Genomic DNA, 20,377 nt, shown 5'->3' on the forward strand with positions numbered 1-20,377 from the left:
AAAAATATTAATAATGAAGCCAAATTGTAAGAATATTTTACAGGTTTTGATTATGTTTTTGTTTTCAAATTTAATGAATGCACAATTTCTCTCTGCGTCCGATACTTCGGAAAGCAGTGTGAAAAGATATAAAAGCATCATCAATGCAAATAAAGATATCGTAGATTTTATCGAATATTCTCTAGTGGAAAAAGGATTGCCGAGACATTTGAGAAATCTTGCGCTCATTGAATCACATTTTGACAGAAAAATTACTTCCGGAGCCGGAGCCGTGGGCGTTTGGCAATTTATGACCGCTCATGCAAACCAATATGGATTAACGGAACAAAACAGAACCGATCTTTATAAAAGCACGAAAACAGCAACTGTTTCTTTAACAAGTTTGTACAAAAAATATAACAATTGGGTAACTGTTGTGGCTGCCTACAACTGCGGAGAAGGAAATATTGCCAAAGCTATGGCTGCAGCAGGTTCTTCGCAGTATCATATTTTTTATAAATATCTTCCACAGGAAACCATTAATCATGTTAAAAAATATTTGAATGCATGCTATGCAACGGGAGAATTACAAAGCGTTTTAAGCAATTACAATTCTTCAAGAATGAATACGGTTTTCCTTGTAAATGGAGGAAGCCGGAAAGATAATTCTCAGTTGGCGGAAACGGATATTAATGCAGGTTTTAATTTAAATATCATTGCAGACGAACTGGATGTGGAAGTTGATAAATTACTTTCATGGAATCCTGGAATCACACAGGAATTGCAGGAGAAAGGCGAAAGCACATTGTATCTTCCTACAGATCTGATGCCTGATTTTCTTTTACGAAAAAACAAAATACTTTCCAGATCCATAAAGGAAGGAAACACACTCAACACCAAACAATAAGAACACTAAGCGATAATGTTTAACAGATCCAAATCACAGGCAATATGAAAACAGAATCACAAAATATACTGAAAAGCCCTTCATTCCGACCATCACAGAATGCCGACGGAATCTCGGAAAATCATCATGCAGGAATCAACAGGCTGGTAAAGCTATCTTTGGTGATCGAAGGACAGGTCATCAAATATTATAAACATTTTAAACTGACTCAAAGTGCAAGACGTCATCACGAATTCAGTGTTACGCTGGCTCATGATGCACTCGGAGACAGGCAGACCCATACTTTAGAAGAAGCCAATAAATTCCTTGGAAAACGGCTCACGGTCGTTATTTCCTATAAAGATATTGAAAGCAGTCCGGAGAGAACTTTCGTTGGTGTCATCACTGGTGTTGGTTTCAGTCAGGAAAAAATGAGTCTTGGAAATATTGTATTGACGGGTTACAGTCCAACCATTTTGTTGGATGGAGCGCCACACGTTCAAAGTTTTGGAGGTGCATCTCCTGTTAATATGGGAATCATAGCTAATGAAGTTATTAAACAAGGGATTGATTCCGGTCGTTTTGATGTAAGGGTAGATACGAATGATTATTCACAGATTATTTACAGCAGTCAGTACGACGAAACACATTACAATTATTTGGCAAGAATGGCTGAAGCGTATGGTGAACAGTTTTATTATGACGGTGAAGTTCTTCATTTCGGAAAACTTCCTCCTCAGAATAAACCGATAAAATTAACCTACGGAAGCAGCGCAAACGATATTAAAGTTGAATTAAAAGCAGTTCATACAAAGCCTCAGTTTTATGGCTACAACAGCAGCAAAAATGAAAAGCTTACATCAGGCGAAACACCGATTCAGCATGTGGGAGATTTAGCCAAAACAGCATATTCTCACAACGATAAAATTTATAAAACTCCGGCTTTGCAGGTTGCTCCAATTAAAGCGACAACGCATCTTGATGTGGAATATTCCCAAAAAAGTACGGCAGGAAGTGAAGCTGTCAATGTTTTTTCATTATCCGGAAATACAACTGTTCCGTTTTTACATCCGGGTTGTGTTGTAGATGTTCAGATGAGAAAAATAGATACCAACGAATCCGATTATTTCACAAGAATCATGATTACGGAAGTTTCTCACGAGGTTGATACCATTGGTCATTATTCAGGCAGCTTTGAAGGAATCGCTTCAGATACGGGATTTATGCCGAAACCTGAATTCCGAACACCCAAAGCAGAGCCGCAGATTGCAACTGTTATTTCAAACGCAGATCCGGAAGGGCAGGGAAGAATTCAGGTGAGATTTGACTGGCAAACGAATGATACAACTCATTTCATCAGGATGATGAGTCCTGATGCAGGAGGTACAGATCAGGTGAATCAGAACAGAGGTTATGTGGCGATTCCTGAAGTCGGAGATCAGGTCATGGTGAATTTCGTTCACAGTCATCCCGACAGACCTTTCGTAATGGGAGGAATGTTCCATGGTGGAGTTGGTCTTGGCGGTGGTGCGGATAACAGGGTGAAATCTATCCAGACCAGAAGCGGTCACCGTGTGATTTTCACGGAAGATGAAAGTATTATTATTACAGATAAATCGGGTAATGAAATTCATTTAGATACAACAGGAAGTAATATTACAATTACCGCTCCGGAGACAATGACGTTGAATTGCCGAAATATGAACATTAATGTCGGTGAGAATATGACAACCAATGTGGGCGTCAATAAATCTGACACAATTTTAGCCAATCATACCGAAAGTGTAGGTTCAATGAAATATGTAACGACAGGTGCCGATTTCATGACGAATGTTGTCGGAAAAATGAGTCATTACGTAAAAGGGGATATGGAGGTTTATGGCGAAAAAGAACATAAATTAACCAGTCTTAAAGGTGTTGAAGTCAACAGTCAGGGCAAAGTAGAACATCACGCTGAAAAAGAAGTTCAGAATAATAGTGGCGAGAAATCTAAAAATCACTAATCATGAGCATCGAATATTTTGTAGAAGGCAAAGCGATTACCCAGACAGGAGGTGATTATAAGACGTATGCCAAAGAAGGTATCGATCACAACAGTGCAGTTTCTGTCGAGCAGAAGGGGAATGATACAGGAGTTAGTTATAATGCTGCTCAGAAGATTAATCCAAATGATAAACCTGTCGATACTATTGATGTAAGTTTAAATTTATTTTTCGACGGAACTCAGAATAACAAAACAAATACGCAGCTAGGCGGAGATTATGAAGAAGCAAGCAGTGACAAAGATGATAGTTACAATAACGATTTTACCAATGTAGCCCGCGGTTATGATGCGATAGATCCGAATGCACAAAATCAGGTTTCATGGTATATTGAAGGAATCGGAACGGAAGATAAAAAAGGAGACAGTATTTTAAAAGGTGTTGCCCAAGGTGAAGGAGCTACCGGTGTCGTTGCAAAAGTTGCAAAAGGATGCAAAAAAGGAGCGGAAGCTTTAGCTTTAAAATTTAAAGGACAGCAGAAAAAAATAAATCTTACCGTGAATGTATTCGGATTCAGCAGAGGAGCAGCAGCAGCGAGACATTTTGTGCATGTTGCGAGTACAATGCCTATGATTTCTTATGCTCGTGGAAAACAGATTTTGCAGGTTTTTCCTCCTGATAATATAGATAATGGAAGACTTATTATTAACGATAAAGATGGTTCAAAGCTACAATTTATCAGTCAATTCGGATACTTTGGAGCTTGTCTTGTTGAAAAAGAATTAGAAATAAAGCAGATAAAATTTAAGTTTGCAGGTTTGTATGATACCGTTGCATCTTACGGAATCAATCACAGAGGAGGTTGGGGCTTACCCAATGATACCGAAGAACTAGGACTTGATACGATTGGCCGTGGAAAAGTTCAGTTTGTTTTGCAATTGGCTTCTGATGATGAGTACAGAGATAATTTTGACCTTACAAATATCAACAGTACAGGTTTGCATGGATTAGAATTTACGCTTCCCGGAGTTCACTCAGATATTGGAGGATCTTATGGAGAAGGAGATACGGAAACCTCAGTTTTGTATTGCGATCCTTACGATGAATACAATAATGTAAATACACATCAGGAATGTCTTGAATTCAAAAAAATTGTAATTGATGAAGGTTGGTATACAGACAAGCAGCTGGAAATAAAATACTTCCGTCAGAAAGATGTGAATTATGGTCGAATGTGGAATTTTGCTTCTCAATATTATGGACTTATCGGAACTAGAAAGCTTTCCAACAAATATGACCAAATCCCTTTAAATCAGATGTTTCATTATTCTAAACTGCATGATGTGAAGTATATCGAAAATAGAATTGATGAAAATCACAAAATAAAGGATTCTTTTTTAACAGGAATCTACAGCCAGCTTTTAACTTATATGAATGCTTGCAATAACGTAAGGAATAAATATGTAGGTGAATATAATGAAGGGAAAAAGCCCTCTGTTTCAAAATATATTCAGGAAATTAAGGCATTGTCTTATTTAGGAAAAATTGATTCAGATGATTTAAAAACTTTACGAAATCAATATTTACATTGGTCTGTAAAAGCCAATCAGATTGGGTTGGATGCAAAACCTAATGATAACGCACCAAAAAGAAAAGGAGCTTTGGCTGCACAATACAGAAAAAGAAATATACAGAATGGATAAAAGATTGTTAAAAATATTATGTTTTTTTATACTTCTTACCCAAAATATTAGTTGTCAGAAAATGAAAGAAGAAAAGCTTCCTGAATTCAATGTTGAGATCAGTCATCCGTATAACGATTTGGATGTAACACCAATCCAAGATAAAATCCCCGTTTTAGAGGGCGGTTACGCTTCTATGCCTTATGGAAGTTCTTCCGGATCCTGGGGATGGTCAGGAAAAGGATGGACAGAACAACACGGAACTCCAATTGGTGCAGATGTTATCTATTTTTCGAGATATGAAGATACTTTTTACCATTTGAAAGCAGATTTTCCTCTTGATAAGATTAAAGATTATATGAAACGGGCTTATGCAGAAGGGGAAGCGTCTTTGTATACAAAACCAATTGAGGAATACAAAAATCTTGGCAGATTCGAGCATTTCGGAAGTGCAGAAAATCCTTACAGCAGCTTTTCGACATTGGTTTTTGGCTTTGCTCCGAAAGGAATGGTCGTTGTTTGGTTGCGTTTTGGCATCATTCAAATTGAATTGGGGAAATATCAGGCAGAAATAATTAAAGATGATAAAGAATTGGAAAAGAAATTTTTCGCCAATTTATCAGTTACTCGTGAAGAAATGAAGCAGAAAAGATTTTTGGATGTAAGCCCAAAAGAATGGGAAGACTACAGGATTCGATACTCTTGGAAACCCATAGTTACTTCTGAAAACAAAGCACTCAAAAACTTTGAAATGAATCTGTTTTATTACAACGGAGAAACCGAAATCTTGCTCCGTCCATGGATCGATAATGCGCCTGTAAAACAAAGAGCCGTTCCGAGAGAGTTGAATTTTACGTGGGAAACCGCAAAAGGGCAGCAATATATTGGCAGAGCTTATTTCAACTGGACGAAATTAAATGAAGAATTTAAAAACGCCGGAAAAGATTTCAATGTAAACTTTAAAGTTGCTCCTGATAACAGCAATTTTGAAGTTTTAATTAATGATAAACCAATAAAAATCGATAGTACAAGAATTTTTAAGTCAGAAAGAGAGTTTCATGAATCTTATAAATAAAAGACTTGAGAATAGTCTAAAAATATTATTCCGATAAATTTCATATTTGTCGGAATTTTTTTAACTAAAACTTATCATTTAATTTAAGTTAACAAAACTTAAAAATTTCTTAAAATACTCTTAATATTTCCCTCTATTGTGTTAAAACTAAATAATTTTAATTCTAAAATTTTAAGTTTAATTTATTGATATTTAAATATTTGTATTTATTATTAATTCCCATTGTCGTAGAATTACTACATCAAATCGTAGAATTACTACAAAAAACAAAATTGGTATTTAAAAACTTTCAGGTTAAAAAAAGGTGGTCTATCTTTGACTCAACAAATCAACCAAATCACAAAATATTAACGATTAAAATTTACAAATCATGGCAGCAAATTCAAGAGGAATCTTAAAATTCAACGGAGGAGAAGGTCAAAAATTACTGAAGCTGAACTACAGCGTATCAAGATCTACAGATGTATCTGGTAGAGTTGCATCAGACCCTTCAAACGCATTGATCAAGGTGACAGTAGAAGCTACTGAAAAATCTGATATCCTTGAAAGCTTACTAAACGGAAAATACAAGCCTACAACGGGTGAAATCACTTTCAACAAGTCTCACGAAGAGGGTACTCTTATTACTCTTGGATGGGAAAATGGTTACGTTATCCAGCACGAAGTAGACTTCGACGCGGTAGATGAAAACAGCATGTTGATCAGCTTTATCGTGAGTGCAGAAATCATCGACTACGGAAACTCTAAGTACGAAGGAGTTTGGCCAGGTGGCGGCGGTGGTAAATAAAACCTAAATCATCTTAGTAAAAATAAAATTGGTTACAGAATAGCACCGCTCTCAAGAGTAGCTATTCTGTTTTTTTCTTTTTGAAATTAAATTATTTCTTATTTTGTTTAATGCATTGGCAATCAGTATTAAATTGAAATTTGATTAATGAAAATTTATTTGATTTTTTATCAGATAAATTTTAGCACTTTAAAATAAAACACATCAAATCAACCAAAATTTAAGGCTATGTTTAAGGATGAAAATATGCCAAAAATGCCCTCTCCAGACGTAAAACCTTCCCTTACAAAACAAGCGGGAGAAATGAAAGAGATGGCGACCAATCAAGCGGTAAGCAAAGCGACAGAAAAGATTCAGGAAAAAACAAGCGGAACGGTACAGAAAACTACTCAAAAACTGGCACAAGCTCAGGCTTATACTGGCGTTGTTCAGGGCACTTCCGGAATGTTGATGAATCAGAAGCTGCAGCCCAATACGCCCACTCTTGTTGAAAATAAAGTTTGGTCTCAACAGCCAACTTCCAAAATACATAATGCCAATGCGATCCCCGAAAATCAGATTATGGGGATTAATCGTGTTGTGAAGCTTGATATTGTCGTAGAAGGTCAAACGGTAAAACACTTTAAGCATTTTCAGTTAAAACAAAGCGCAACCAAACATCATGAATTCAGCCTAATGTTGGCCCACGATACATTGGGAAACGCAGAAAATCATAATCTTGAGGAAGCTCAGAATTTTTTAGGCAAAAGAATCACGGTTGTTTTCAAATATAAAGATGTAGAAGACGGTCCTGAAAGAAGTTTTGTGGGCGTTATTACAGAAGTTGGTTTTAGTCAGGAAAAAGGCAGTTTAGGGAATATTGTTCTCACAGGTTGCAGTCCGACGGTTCTTCTCGACGCTGCTCCGCATATTCAGAGTTTTGGCGGTGCACAGGAAATTAGCTTAAATAGTATTGCAGATCAGGTTATTAAAGAAGGTTTAGGACAAGGCAAATTCGATGTTCGGGTAGATTCTCAGCACGGCAATGTTTCTTACAGTTCTCAATATGAAGAAACGCATTACAATTATCTGGCGAGAATGGCGGAAGCATATGGAGAGCAGTTCTATTACGATGGCGAAGTTCTTCATTTCGGAAAACTTCCTCCTCAGGAAAAACCAATTAAACTAACATACGGAAGCAGTGTAAATGATGTTAAGATCAGAATGAAAGCACAGCACGTTAATCCAAGTTTTTACGGCTACAACAGCAGCAAAAATGAGAAATTAACAACCGGAAGTTCAAAAATTTCTCACACGTCGGATATCGCAAAACGCGCCTATGAAATTTCAGAAAAAACATTTACAACACCTTCATTACGAGTTGCACCAATAAAAGCTGCATCTTTCATGGATGTTGAAACTTCTCAAAGAGGAACGGCTGGAAGCAAGGCTTCGGATGTATTTGTAACGTCCGGAAATACAACAGTTCCATTTTTATATCCTGGATGTATTGCCGACATCGAAATGAGGAAAACCGACAGCAATGAAACTTCATATTTTACTAAATTAATGATTCTTGAAGTAAATCATGAAGTGGATGCAAGGGGCTATTACACAGGAACTTTCGATGCAATTGCTTCAGATACAGGTTTCATTCCTCGTCCTGAATTTCAGACTCCGAAAGCAGATGCACAATTTGCAAAAGTTATTTCAAACACAGATCCTTTGAACCAGGGAAGAGTTCAGGTTCAATTCGACTGGCAAAATGGTTCTACCACAACAGAATACATTCGTGTGATGACTCCCGATGGTGGTGGAAGCGAGAAAGTAAGCAAAAACCGTGGATTTATGGCAATTCCAGAGGTTGGAGATCAGGTTGTGGTCAATTTTGCACATCAACATCCCGACAGACCTTTCGTGATGGGAGGAATGTTCCATGGCGGAGTTGGCGGTGGTGGTGGAGCCGGAAATAATATTAAAAGTTTAAGCAGTAAAAGTGGTCACATCGTAAGTCTCGATGACGGTGGTGGAATGACGGTAAGAGATAAAGACCAGAATCAGGTTTTTCTTGATGGAGCTGGAAATATTAGTGTTGACAGTAAAATTTCGATCACATTAACTTGCGGAAGTAGTTCTATTTTCATGGATAAAGATGGAAATATTGTCATTAAAGGAAAAGAAATTATGGTTCAGGGTGATAATATTGGTGTAGGCGGAACAGCAAGTGTCGGAATTGGAGTTGGTCCTGAAGGTGGAGATCCTACATCTGGAATCGGCATCGAATCTAGCACTTTGGACGTTGGAACAACCACACTTTCAATGGGTGCAAAAACCGAAGCCAATCTCAGCAGTGCAAAAATTAACATCGGTGGCGGAAGCGAAACAAACATCGTAAGCGGAACCGTAAAATTGAATTAAAATTCTAATGGTCTTTGTTAAGCGAAGCGCCTTCGTGAGCCTAAAAAAAGTTTAGTAGTAAAAAAATCTTAGTGGACTTTGTGTTAAAACAAATAAGGAAAGATTCAAAATTAAATTTAAAACTAATGAATCCCGTAGATCTGGAGCTGGTAAAATTAAAAAGGCAATGGCAAAACGTCGTTAAAACAAACGGTAAAAAACCAATGTTCATCTGTCTTGGCGAAAAACATGAAACCGATCTTTTCGACGGATTTATAAAATCTAGATTATCTGAAGATTACGATGGTGAAGACATTTTTCTAGTTCATTATCAGGAATTCAATGGAATGGATTCTTTTGGGCAGACTTTGTTTGATGAATGGAAAGAATATTATGACATGCTTGAAAAAAGCGAAGAAAATATTCCGCAATGGGAAATGAATATTGCTGATAATCAGTATAAAACAGATGCCTATAAAGCCTTTTTTCCTTTGTTGGAATTGAAGAAAAACTTTCCCAATATTAAAGATTCCAAGATTTATTTATACATCGCTCCGGTAAGAATTAATGAAATTAAAGAATTATCAATCTGGGTAAAAGAATGGTGCGAAATATGCGAAAAATCAGAAAATCAGGATATTAAACTGGTTTGGGCAGAACATCATCAATATAAAACATTACCCGAAAATTCTTCGGCACACAGTTTCAGAGTTGAGGTAGATATTCATCAGTTAATGCAAAATACAGCGGCTCATACCAATCGTAAGAAAAACAGTGCAGATACGGATTTTCAGCAGCAGATTCTTACAGCGAGTAATCATTTAAGCAAAGGAAGATTTAAAGAAGCAGAATTTTCATTGAAGACGGCCGTAAAATTAGCCAAAGATCAGAAAAATAAACAGGGCGAAATCTCTGCATACTTTATGTTGACGCAGACTTACATCGCCGACAAAAAAAAGGAAAGAGCAGAAGATACTTACCGAACAATATTAGAAGAAGTGGATTCCGGTTCTGCATTGGCAGTTCAGATGTACATGAATTACGGAAGTTATTTGTTGGGAAATTCAAAAAAAGGAAAAGCCGAAAAAGCATTTGAAAAAGCGGCGGAAGTCGCACTGGAAATTGGTGAATATGCAATGGTTATCGAATGTTACAGAATTATAGGAACAATAAATGACAGTCTCATCAGCAAAGATAAAATGATCCAATATTTCGAAAATTGTCTTGATATCGCAAAGTTGATGGAACCTTCAACAAGAGAATCGAGCAGTTTGAAATTTGTTGCATCCATGCTTTTCAATAAATATGATGGTGACAACAATAAAAAAACAAAATTGGATAATGAAATGAAAATATATTTTGGAGAAGACTGGAAAGTGAGCGTTGAACAGCCAAAGTATTCATAGATAATTAAAAATCAACCGCAAAAGCCACAAAAGATTTAGCTAAATATTTGAAAATTTATTGAGTTTTTCAAAAGTTTGTAAAGAAGAAAAATCAAAGATTTTTAAAACTTATGTGTTCTTATTTGTAGTTAATTTTTAAACTTAAAAATAACTTAAGTGTTAATCTTTTGAGACTTTTGTGGTTAAAATATAATAGCTCAAAGGATTAATAAAGTATTTAAAATGATAGTTTAAAACACACCAAATCACAAATTAAAATATCATGGCAGATCAAAATAAAATAAAAAAGATTAAGGTTGCAAAGCCAGATATGAATCCGGATCGGTCTTTGAGTGTAAATGCGGACGTCACGTCGTTCAGCGGAGAAAAAACCACGCAAGGATGGAAAAACGGAATGAAAAATAATTTCGATTCCCTGAATCCCGTTTCTATGGTGAAATCCGTAGTTGGTGGTGACAGTGGAGAAACTATATCCAACGGTGACGGAAGTGGAGGAGCAACCTCTGTAACGGCAGAAAATGCGGCACCACAAAGTAAAATTAAATTAATAAAAGTAAATACGCCTGCTATTACCTCAACGGCAATTCAGCATACGAGCAAACATTTCGATATTGTGTTGGCGATCGATATTCACTGGACTTTGATTCCGCCGCCGCCATCTTTTATGTTGATTCCGTTGCCTTTGCCGCATCCCTTTATCGGAATCGTTTTCGATGTGATGGATTATATTAAATTCACCATTCCTATTCCGCAATTTATCAGAAATTTAAAACCGGATCTTCCCGAAGGAATTCCGATGGGAGGTTCAATATATGTTCACGGAAGACACAAAGCAACGACAACAACCAGTGTAATGGGTGTTGTAATTCCTTTTAAACACGTCACTTCTCTGATTCCCGTTTATATGATTCCTTTTCCGCAGGAAGCTCCTCACGAAGGGGAAGTGTATTACGGTGCACAAACCGTTTTAGGACAGGGAAGTAAAATGAGCGGAAACCAGCCACAACAGGTCTTAACTTGTATGGGATTGCCTTTCGGAATGACTATGTTGCCTGCAATGCCGAATAAACCAAAGAAAAATCCTTTGGCTTATTTTGCTTTTTATAATAATTTTTCAAGTTTATATATTCAGATTAATACAGGAGGTCCAGTGTTGGTTGGTGGTGCTTTCGTTCCACACGTTTACACGCCGGGTGAAATGCTGATGCGCTTTGCGGGAATGGCCTTGATGAGAGGTTTAACAAAAAGTTTAGGAAAAGGCGTTACGAAATTCAATCACTTTTTGCAGGGGAAATTTGGAAAAACCAATCCTGTTTCTAAAGTATTGTGTAAAGTTGGTTTAGAGCCTGTGAATTTCGCTTCAGGAGCAATGTTGTTTGAATGGGATGATTTTGAGATTGAAGCGGGAACACCTATAAAATGGACAAATGTTTGGTACAGCGACAGACCTTATACCAAAGGAATGCTTGGAAACGGAGTTTTTAATGCTCATGATTTATACATTGTTCCCGACGAATATGAAGAGGTTGCAGCGTGGGCTCATCCCGAAGAATTGCAGCCAATGCCGATTCCTGTTCCGCCTGTTGGAGAGGAATTAACGTATTACAGAAGCTTGAAAATCTGGCAATATCGTCCGAGTGATAACATTTGGATCATCAGAAAAGGAACGGATATTTATACTTACAAACGTTTTCATCATATTTCGGAAGGAAGTATTTTTAAAATAATTCATATTGAATATGGCGATGGAACAATCAGAGAATACGGTTACGAGGACAGAAATATTGTTTTAAAAAGCATTAAAGATGTTAAAAGCGGCTTTAGCATCGAAACAACAATTCATCCTGAACTTAAAAAAGTGACTGAGGTTTATTACTGTTATAAAAATCAGAGAGATTTACAGGTTCGTTATAACTATGACGAACGTGGAAATCTTACTCATGTTTGGGATATTCATAAAAAGGCTATTGTTTTTGAATATGATGATGAAAATCGGGTGATCCAAAGAACCAACAGAAACGAGATGAGCTATCATTGGGAATACGACAAACAAGGTAGAGTAGTTCATACAAAAGGTTTGGAAGGTTTTATGGAAGGATTTTTAAACTATAATGAAGAAGAAGGCTACACCGAAGTTATTTATCCAAAGCAAAACAATAAAACAGAAAGATATTTTTACGACGAAGATTTTTTAGTATATAAACAAGTTGATGGTGAAGGCGGAGAAACCTGGTACGATTACACTTCCCACAACGAATTGAAAATGGTTGGAACTCCGGAAGGAAGAGTTCAGGGATATACTTACGATGAATTTGGGAATATTAAAATTTTCCATACGCCGGATGGAGAAGAATATCATTATCAATACAATGAATTTGGGCAGGTTATTGCGCGTTTTTCGCCATCAGGAACTTCGGAAACGTGGAATTATGATGAGGAGGGTAGACTTTTAAGCTATACAGATCCAACGGAAGAAACCATTAATTATGAGTATTTAAATGACGAAAAACTTCCTGAAAGCAGCAAAAAACAGAATGTTGAAACGCGTTATGAATACAACAACAGAAATCAAATTTCAAGATTAACCAATAATATCGGGGGCGAACAATATTGGAAATATGATGAATACGGAAGATTATTGGTTTTCAGTCCAAGACCTTTGAACAGAACGCTTTGGAATCGCGATAAAATGGGTCGCGTCGTTGAAGTAAATGAACAAGGACAATTGCCATTAAAACTTCGTTACGATGCTTATGATCTGCCTATTTACGCTACAGACGGAAGAGCAGAATGGCTCATGAGTTACACACCGATGGGAAGTCTGAAACGTCAGGTTCGAAGAAATGCATTAACATTTAAAAAGGAAGAAACTCTAGTTTTTGGCTACAATGCTTACGAAAATTTAATGAGCATCACCAATGAAAAAGGCGAAACCTATCATTTTGAAAGAAATAATAATGATGATATTATCGGAGAAATCGGCTTCGATGGTCAGCAAAAATTCTATGTAAGAGATAAAGATGGATTGGTTACCCAAACCCGAAATCCTCAAGGAAAAAATACTTTTTATGAATATGATTTAAGAGGAAGATTAACGCAAACGCACTATCCCGACGGAACTTGGGAAGCCTATCAATACGATACTTCCGGAATGTTGATTAAAGCTGATAATGAAAACAGCAGTGTTTCTTTTCAAAGAAATAAATTAGGACTGGTAACCAACGAAAAGCAAGGCGAGCATTCCATTAATTATGAATATGACGATCAGGGAAATTTAATTGGTTTAAAAAGTAGTTTAGGTGCAGAAATCGATTATAATTACAACGATTTTGGTCAGCTTAAAAATGTAACGGCTGCCACAAAAGATATTCATCAACCTTGGCAAATGAATCTGAACATAAGCCAAAACGAACAAATATTTTCCCGCGAAATGACGGGCGGTGTCGAAAGTATTTTCGAATTCGATCATGTCGGAATGCCGATCAGTCAGAAAGTCATGGTGAATAAAACCAATACTGCTTTTCATAAAGATTATCATTGGGCGGCAGGAAGCCGATTGCAGCAGGTTTTAGATCGTGTCACAGGTGGAAGAACCAGATTCGATTATGATGCTTTCGGAAGTCTTGTTGCTGCAGAATATTCGAATGGTGAGATTCAGTATAAAAACCCAGATGAAACCGGATGTCTATACGAAAGTGCCAAACGAAATGATCGTATTTACGACAAAGGCGGAAAGCTGATGCGCGACAAAAACTGGTTTTATCATTACGACGAGGAAGGAAATTTATTGTTAAAAAGTAAAAGACCGATTAATAATAGCAAATCAGATCAAAAAGAAGAAGAAAATAATCATCCTTATTATAAATCTATCGCAGAAGACTGGTTAAATGAACCAAAATTACGCGATGAGAATGCTTTTCCAAATGTTAATGAAAATCATTCAGACGAAATTCAAAATCCTGAATGGGAATCTGGAGATTGGGCATATTCCTGGAATGCAAACGGAATGTTGGCAAAAGTAAAACGACCGGAAGGAAAAGAGATTAGTTTCGAATATGATGCTTTAGGAAGAAGGATTTCAAAAATTGGAAATAGAAAAATAACTCGGTATATTTGGGATGGCAACGTTCTTCTTCATGAATGGAGCTATGATGTTGAGGAAGAGCCAAAGACTTCCGTAGATGATGAGGGAAATGTTGTTGTCGAAAAAGAGAAAATTGAGAATGTCGTAACGTGGGTGTATGAAGCAGATTCTTTCATTCCGCGTGCAAAAATCAGGAATGATGAAAAATTCACTATTATATCAGATTATATAGGAAATCCAATACAATGCTTTAATGAAAACGGAGAAATTATCTGGCAAAGAGAGCTGAATATGTATGGAGATATTAAACAGGAAAAAGGTGAAAAAGACTTTATTCCTTTCCGATTTCAAGGACAATATTATGATCATGAAATTGAGCTATGCTACAATAGATTCAGATACTACGACGCACAAAGTGGAAATTATATAAGTCAGGATCCTATTGGTTTAAGAGGTGGATTGCCAAATTTTTATGGATATGTAATTGATACCAATAAATATATTGATGTTTTCGGTCTCGAACACGGTTTAGGAGCAGAATTGGTAAGAGGAGGAAAAACAATTTTTTCAGATGATTATGTAAGCGGTGGCGAAAAAGGAGGCGGAAGACTGAATCAGCAGGAAGCATTGCTTACCCACACAGAAAGAAAATTCCTCAATGATATTGATGGGATGGTAAAGCCGGGCGATCATTTGAAAATGACGGGAGAACTAAATCCTTGTAGACCGGGTTGCCAGCCTGCTATTCGTGATTTTGTTCATGCGAAAGGCGTAACCGCCGAATATACCGCTTCCTCAACAGGAAAAGTGTATAAATGGGAAAGGCTCGATAACAGGTTTGTACTGCAGACGGAAATTGACGGAGGAAAAACCACAACTTATAAATATAATATTCTTAAAAGAAAAAGAACAAAATATAAATAATGGACAAATTCAAAAATTTAAAACTGGAAGACGAAATCGTAACAGGGAAATACAATTTTCAAAATAAGGATCTCAACATAGAATTTGATTTGGAGGAAGACGATGTTGAGATGGATGATTTTTCTGAATTAATTTCAGATTCTGAAGAATGGATTGAAAAATTTTCAACTGAAAAATTAAATGAAATTAAAACCGAATTATCGAAAGAATTAACAGATTCTGCCTACAGCGATTCCGATTATAAAGTAACTGAAGAAGATTATAAAAACTTAGAAAATGAACTGAATATCACAGAAATCCGCTTTTTTCCGGATGATGTAATTTCTTTAATCTTTGAAGCCAAAAAAGAGTATCCTGATATGGATATTTATTGCCAGATCAATAAAGAATTTGAAATAGAAGACGTAATGGTTGAGTAATTTCTTTGTATAAGAAGTCATTCAAAAGTTAATAAATGTTATAAAAAATTGAGAAGCTTAGAAAATTATTATCTTTAATATTCAATTAATTTTAATAAAAACATTATGGAAGCCTACAATTTTGAGACTACTATTAAACCCTTCTTTTGGGTATCCTCAGAAAAAACGTATTCAGTATGTTTAAATGCGGGAACTTATAAACCAGATATTTTCGAATGGCGAAAAGACGAAGGTTTTGAAGGAAACGGTTACGACTGGACTTCGCTGGCAAAAGTTTTTGTAAACGAGAAAAAGCCCAATTTGACAAACGATATCAAGTTCGATCCCGAAGCCGATATGTTTTGTGCCTATTCCAACAATCCGGAGAGTTTAAAAGAATTCATCTCGGAGTTCAAAAAAGCCTGCGACGACGAAATGTTGATTCAGGATTTATTCTCAAAAGCAGAATTAGATTAAAATTTTTCTATACAACTAAAGACCTCATTTTCGGGGTCTTTTTTTTGTCATTCCCAGATTTGAATTTTTGTTTCTTTTGTTTTAAGACAAAAGAAAAGTAATTTCTTATATTTGTTCTTTATGGAAAATATGGACGCAACACAAGATAAAAGGTTATTTCTCATCGATGCCTATGCGATGATTTTCAGGGGATATTATGCATTGATCAGAAGTCCGAGAATTACCAGTAAAGGATTGGATACTTCTGCGATTTTTGGATTTACCAATTCTTTGATTGAATTAATCCGAAGAGAAAAGCCAACACATTTGGCCGTTGTTTTTGATGTGGGAGAGGCAAGTGTGAGGACAGAAGACTTCTCAGATTACAAAGCAAACCGAAGCGAAACTCCGGAGGCTATTAAAAATGCGATTCCATACATTCACAGAATTTTGGAAGCGATGCACATTCCTATTTTGGGAGTTCCGGGCTATGAAGCGGATGATGTAATCGGAACTATTGCCTGCAAAGCGGAAAAGGAGGGATATACTACATTTATGGTTACCCCTGATAAAGATTTTGCACAGCTTGTTACAGATAAAATTAAAATCTATAAACCTGGTTTGAAAGGTGGAGATATTGAAATCTTGGGAGTAGAGGAAGTTAAGGCAAAATATGAAATTGAAGATCCGAAACAGGTGATCGATTTTCTTGCGATGATGGGCGATGCAGTAGATAATATTCCTGGATTGGAAGGCGTTGGCGAAAAAACAGCGATGAAATTCCTTAAAGAATTCGGAAGCATTGAAAATCTTTTGGCCAACACCGATCAACTAAAAGGAAAGCTTAAAGAAAAAGTAGAAGCATCGGCAGAGCGTGGAATTTTATCTAAAAAATTAGCAACAATTATCTGTGATGCTCCGGTTGAATTCCATCAGGAACAATATGACCTGGAAACTCCTGATTTCGATAAAGTAAAAGAAGTTTTTGAAGAAATCGAATTCCGAAGATTATATGAAAACCTTTACCGTGCCTTTGCTCCGGCTGTTACTACCACGACTGTTGTTGCTGAGGTTGAAGTGACTGTCACAGAGACAACTCCTCAACAAAAAGTGGCACAGGCAGTTGGTCAACTGGATCTTTTTGCGACGTATGAAGAATTGGATCAGGCAACGTCCACAAAATCAACAATTGAGCAGAATGATCATTTATATCAATTTGTGAATAATCCGAAAGCTCAGAAAATTTTAGTTGATAATTTATTAAAGCAAAAAGTGGTTTGTTTTGATACAGAAACTACTTCTCTGAACGAGCTGGAAGCCGAATTGGTCGGAATGAGTTTCTCTTATAAAAAAGGATTGGCATATTATATTCCTTTGTCCGAAGATCAGGGCGAAGTTTTACAGACTTTGGAAATTTTCAGACCGTTCTTTGAAAAAGAAGATCTGGTGAAAGTGGCTCATAATCTTAAATTTGATTATAAAATTCTTCAACGATACAATATTACCGTGAAGGGAGCTATGTTCGATACGATGATTGCACATTACCTTTTAAATCCAGACGGAAGACACGGAATGGATTATCTTTCAGAAGTTTATTTGAATTATAAACCTGTTTCCATCGAGACAATTATCGGTAAAAAAGGAAAAAAACAAGGTAATTTCAGAGATGCAGATCTGAGAACTCAGACAGATTATGCGGCTGAAGATGCAGACGTTACTTTCCAGTTATATGAGCTATTTGCACCTCAATTAAAAAAGGAAAATTTAGAAGATTTATTCTTTAATATCGAAATGCCGCTAATGGAAGTTTTGGCTAAAATGGAACTCGCGGGAATTTCTCTTGATGAAAAGTGGTTGGCTCAGGAAAGTGTTGATCTAGAGAATGATTTAAAACAATTAGAATCAAAAATATTTGAACTTTCGGGAGAAGAATTCAATATGAATTCACCAAGACAATTGGGGGATATTCTGTTTGATAAAATGCAGCTCGATCCGAAAGCGAAAAAAACAAAAACAGGTCAGTACGCAACGTCGGAAGATGTGCTTCAAAAACTGGCTTCAAAGCACGAAATTATTCAGCATATTTTAGAATACAGAACGTATCAGAAATTAAAATCCACTTATGTTGATGCATTGCCGTCTCAGATTGAAAAAACGGATAATCGTGTTCATACCAATTTCTCGCAAACTACGGCAGCAACAGGTCGTTTGGCGAGTGTAAATCCAAATTTGCAGAATATTCCGATCCGTACGTTGAGAGGTCAGCAAATTCGTGGAGCGTTTGTTTCGGGAGAAGGAAAGAAGATTATTTCTGCCGATTATTCACAGATCGAACTTCGATTAATTGCCGAAATTTCGGGTGAAGATAACATGATTAAAGCCTTCCAGGATGGTGAGGATATTCATGCTTCAACGGCGGCGAAATTGTTTAAAATTCCATTGGAAGAAGTTTCGAAAACGCAGAGAAGCCAGGCAAAGACGGTGAATTTTGGAATTATTTACGGACAAGGTGCTTTTGCGTTAGCAGAGCAAACCGGACTTTCCAGAACGGAAGCCAAACAAATGATCGAAGCGTATTTTGAAACCTATCCAAAATTGAAGGAATACATGGCGGAGCAGGTAAATAAAGCGCGTCAGCAGGGTTATGTGGAAACACTTTTGGGTAGAAAACGTCATTTAAAAGATATTAATTCCAATAATTTTGTTGTACGTGGGCACGCGGAAAGAAATGCTGTTAATGCACCTGTTCAGGGAAGTGCGGCAGACGTTGTAAAAATGGCGATGATTAAAATTCAGAAAGAACTGGAAAAAGAAAAATTGCAGACCAAAATGTTGCTGCAGGTTCATGACGAATTAATTTTCGAAGCGCCAATAGAAGAGCTTGAAATAGCCCAAAACATCATCAAAATGGAAATGGAAAACGCTGTGGAAACACAGGTTCCATTGCTTGTTGAGGTTGGAGTAGGAGATAACTGGCTGGAAGCTCATTAAAAATGAATTCATAAAAAATCAAAATAAAAAACTTTCATAATAATGTGGAAGTTTTTCTTTTTTAAGTCAAATTTGTTTTATTTAAATTAAAATAATTAATTAAAAATTCTAAAATTAATTAATATTAATTTCGTGTGTAATTTTCAGATTATCAATGAGATTTGGTGATTTGAGAAAAAGTTTCTATGTTTGTCAAAACAACACAAATGAGGATTCTTCAAATTGCACTTTTTCTGGTGCTTTCATTATCAGCTTTAACAGGGATTGTAGTGTCATGCTCACATAATACAGAATATGTTTCGGAAACGACTCCGTCACAAGTATTGGCTTCTACAAAATGGAAGACGACTGTCGTAAAAGACGCAAACGGAAACGACGTGACTAGCCAGAATATGGGTTTTGTTGGAAATGCAGAATATAAAATGGATGGCACTTATGCGATTACCAATTTTGATGGTACAGTTCGCTCAATTGGAGATTGGTCAATCACGCCCGATGGAAAAAGAAGAATTTTGGTTGGCAAAAATTTGAACGGTTCCGGTGAAATTATTTTCACAAGAATTGTAGATATTATTACTCTTACACCGAAAAGTTTTGTTTATGCTATTGTAGTAAACGGTCAGAAACTGACGGTTGAGCATAGTCCTTTATAGTAAAAGGATGTTATTGGTTTTGAAAGAAAACTTCCGTGAAAACGGAAGTTTTTCTTATTTTGAATGAATGCTGTTATTTTGAACTTTTTCAATTTCTTTCCTCATTTTATTTTCCCAACCTTTTCCATTGCGTTTTTCCAAATAAATTTTTACAATTTCATCATATTTTTTCTGAGCTTCAATATCAATATTATCAATAACACAACCCGTATTTTGGTAGCTTACACCATAATTTTTTCTGATGCTGTCTATCATTTTTAACGTTTGATTATCATACATTGGTATTTCGAATCCTCCTGCAAATCTGAAAGTTACATTGTCATTTTTGATGTCCTTCTTTGCTTGTTTTATATATTCGTTTTCAAGTGTTGTGATCGCTTTTTTTTCTTTAATGTAAGAGCTAAGTGCAGTATATGTAAAGTAGCAAAGCAACAAGCTGCACAATATCGCATAGACCAGTAAAAATTTGTTCTTAGAATTAAGATTTTTAATTTTTAAAGTACTGATTAACCACGAAATCAAAGTAATAAATACTAAGGCAAGAATAAGATATTGAAGGTTACATTCTTTAAGACAATACCAGAAATCGAATCTCATGGAATAGTTTAAAAGACTAAATCCGAAAACATATACACTTAATATTAAAATAAGTATAAGAATATTGATGAATAATAACCTTTTAGAAATCATATTGTTAA

General features: G+C 36.1%; 13 protein-coding genes. 12 read left to right on the forward strand and 1 reads right to left on the reverse strand.

What is annotated here, in order from left to right:
• The first annotated feature begins 13 nt into the window (after positions 1-13).
• The 12 genes from ACKX2A_RS16835 (at position 14) to ACKX2A_RS16890 (ending at position 19,679) form a co-directional block, all read left to right on the forward strand.
• Entirely contained in the window at positions 14-886 is an 873-nt protein-coding gene (locus tag ACKX2A_RS16835; protein WP_415326059.1) for a lytic transglycosylase domain-containing protein, read from the forward strand.
• A 44-nt stretch (positions 887-930) separates the two neighbouring features.
• Positions 931-2,868 carry a type VI secretion system Vgr family protein gene (locus ACKX2A_RS16840; protein ID WP_415326060.1) on the forward strand — a complete coding sequence of 646 codons (1,938 nt, stop codon included), beginning with the start codon at positions 931-933 and terminating at the stop codon, positions 2,866-2,868.
• 2 nt (positions 2,869-2,870) lie between these two features.
• On the forward strand, positions 2,871-4,550 hold the full coding sequence (locus ACKX2A_RS16845; protein WP_415326061.1) for a T6SS phospholipase effector Tle1-like catalytic domain-containing protein: 1,680 nt from the start codon (positions 2,871-2,873) through the stop codon (positions 4,548-4,550).
• 61 nt (positions 4,551-4,611) lie between these two features.
• Positions 4,612-5,604 carry a DUF2931 family protein gene (locus ACKX2A_RS16850; RefSeq protein WP_415326063.1) on the forward strand — a complete coding sequence of 331 codons (993 nt, stop codon included), beginning with the start codon at positions 4,612-4,614 and terminating at the stop codon, positions 5,602-5,604.
• Positions 5,605-5,974: 370 nt separating this feature from the next.
• Complete coding sequence (tssD, locus tag ACKX2A_RS16855; RefSeq protein WP_415326065.1) at positions 5,975-6,391, forward strand: type VI secretion system tube protein TssD; 417 nt, start codon at positions 5,975-5,977, stop codon at positions 6,389-6,391.
• Between the two features lie 228 nt (positions 6,392-6,619).
• Entirely contained in the window at positions 6,620-8,788 is a 2,169-nt protein-coding gene (locus tag ACKX2A_RS16860) for a type VI secretion system Vgr family protein (protein WP_415326067.1), read from the forward strand.
• Positions 8,789-8,913: 125 nt separating this feature from the next.
• Positions 8,914-10,173: a tetratricopeptide repeat protein gene (locus tag ACKX2A_RS16865; RefSeq protein WP_415326069.1), complete on the forward strand. Its 1,260-nt coding sequence runs from the start codon at positions 8,914-8,916 to the stop codon at positions 10,171-10,173.
• Positions 10,174-10,435: 262 nt separating this feature from the next.
• Complete coding sequence (locus tag ACKX2A_RS16870) at positions 10,436-15,181, forward strand: RHS repeat-associated core domain-containing protein (protein WP_415326071.1); 4,746 nt, start codon at positions 10,436-10,438, stop codon at positions 15,179-15,181.
• A complete protein-coding gene (locus ACKX2A_RS16875) occupies positions 15,181-15,600 on the forward strand; it encodes a hypothetical protein (RefSeq protein WP_415326073.1) in 420 nt (139 codons plus the stop codon). Before ACKX2A_RS16870 ends, ACKX2A_RS16875 begins: the two co-directional genes overlap by 1 nt.
• Before the next feature lie 105 nt (positions 15,601-15,705).
• Positions 15,706-16,056: an immunity 51 family protein gene (locus tag ACKX2A_RS16880; protein ID WP_415326075.1), complete on the forward strand. Its 351-nt coding sequence runs from the start codon at positions 15,706-15,708 to the stop codon at positions 16,054-16,056.
• 129 nt (positions 16,057-16,185) lie between these two features.
• The gene (polA, locus tag ACKX2A_RS16885; RefSeq protein WP_415326077.1) at positions 16,186-19,026 is read left to right on the forward strand and encodes a DNA polymerase I; all 2,841 of its coding nucleotides are present in this window, start codon (positions 16,186-16,188) and stop codon (positions 19,024-19,026) included.
• Positions 19,027-19,232: 206 nt separating this feature from the next.
• Positions 19,233-19,679: a DUF4822 domain-containing protein gene (locus ACKX2A_RS16890; protein WP_415326079.1), complete on the forward strand. Its 447-nt coding sequence runs from the start codon at positions 19,233-19,235 to the stop codon at positions 19,677-19,679.
• Positions 19,680-19,733: 54 nt separating this feature from the next.
• On the opposite strand, the gene ACKX2A_RS16895 is transcribed toward ACKX2A_RS16890, so the two are convergent.
• Positions 19,734-20,369 carry a hypothetical protein gene (locus tag ACKX2A_RS16895; protein WP_415326080.1) on the reverse strand — a complete coding sequence of 212 codons (636 nt, stop codon included), beginning with the start codon at positions 20,367-20,369 and terminating at the stop codon, positions 19,734-19,736.
• Positions 20,370-20,377: the final 8 nt, after the last annotated feature.

Origin of the sequence: Chryseobacterium sp. MMS23-Vi53 (assembly GCF_047651245.1) — a bacterium.
Taxonomy (GTDB): domain Bacteria; phylum Bacteroidota; class Bacteroidia; order Flavobacteriales; family Weeksellaceae; genus Chryseobacterium.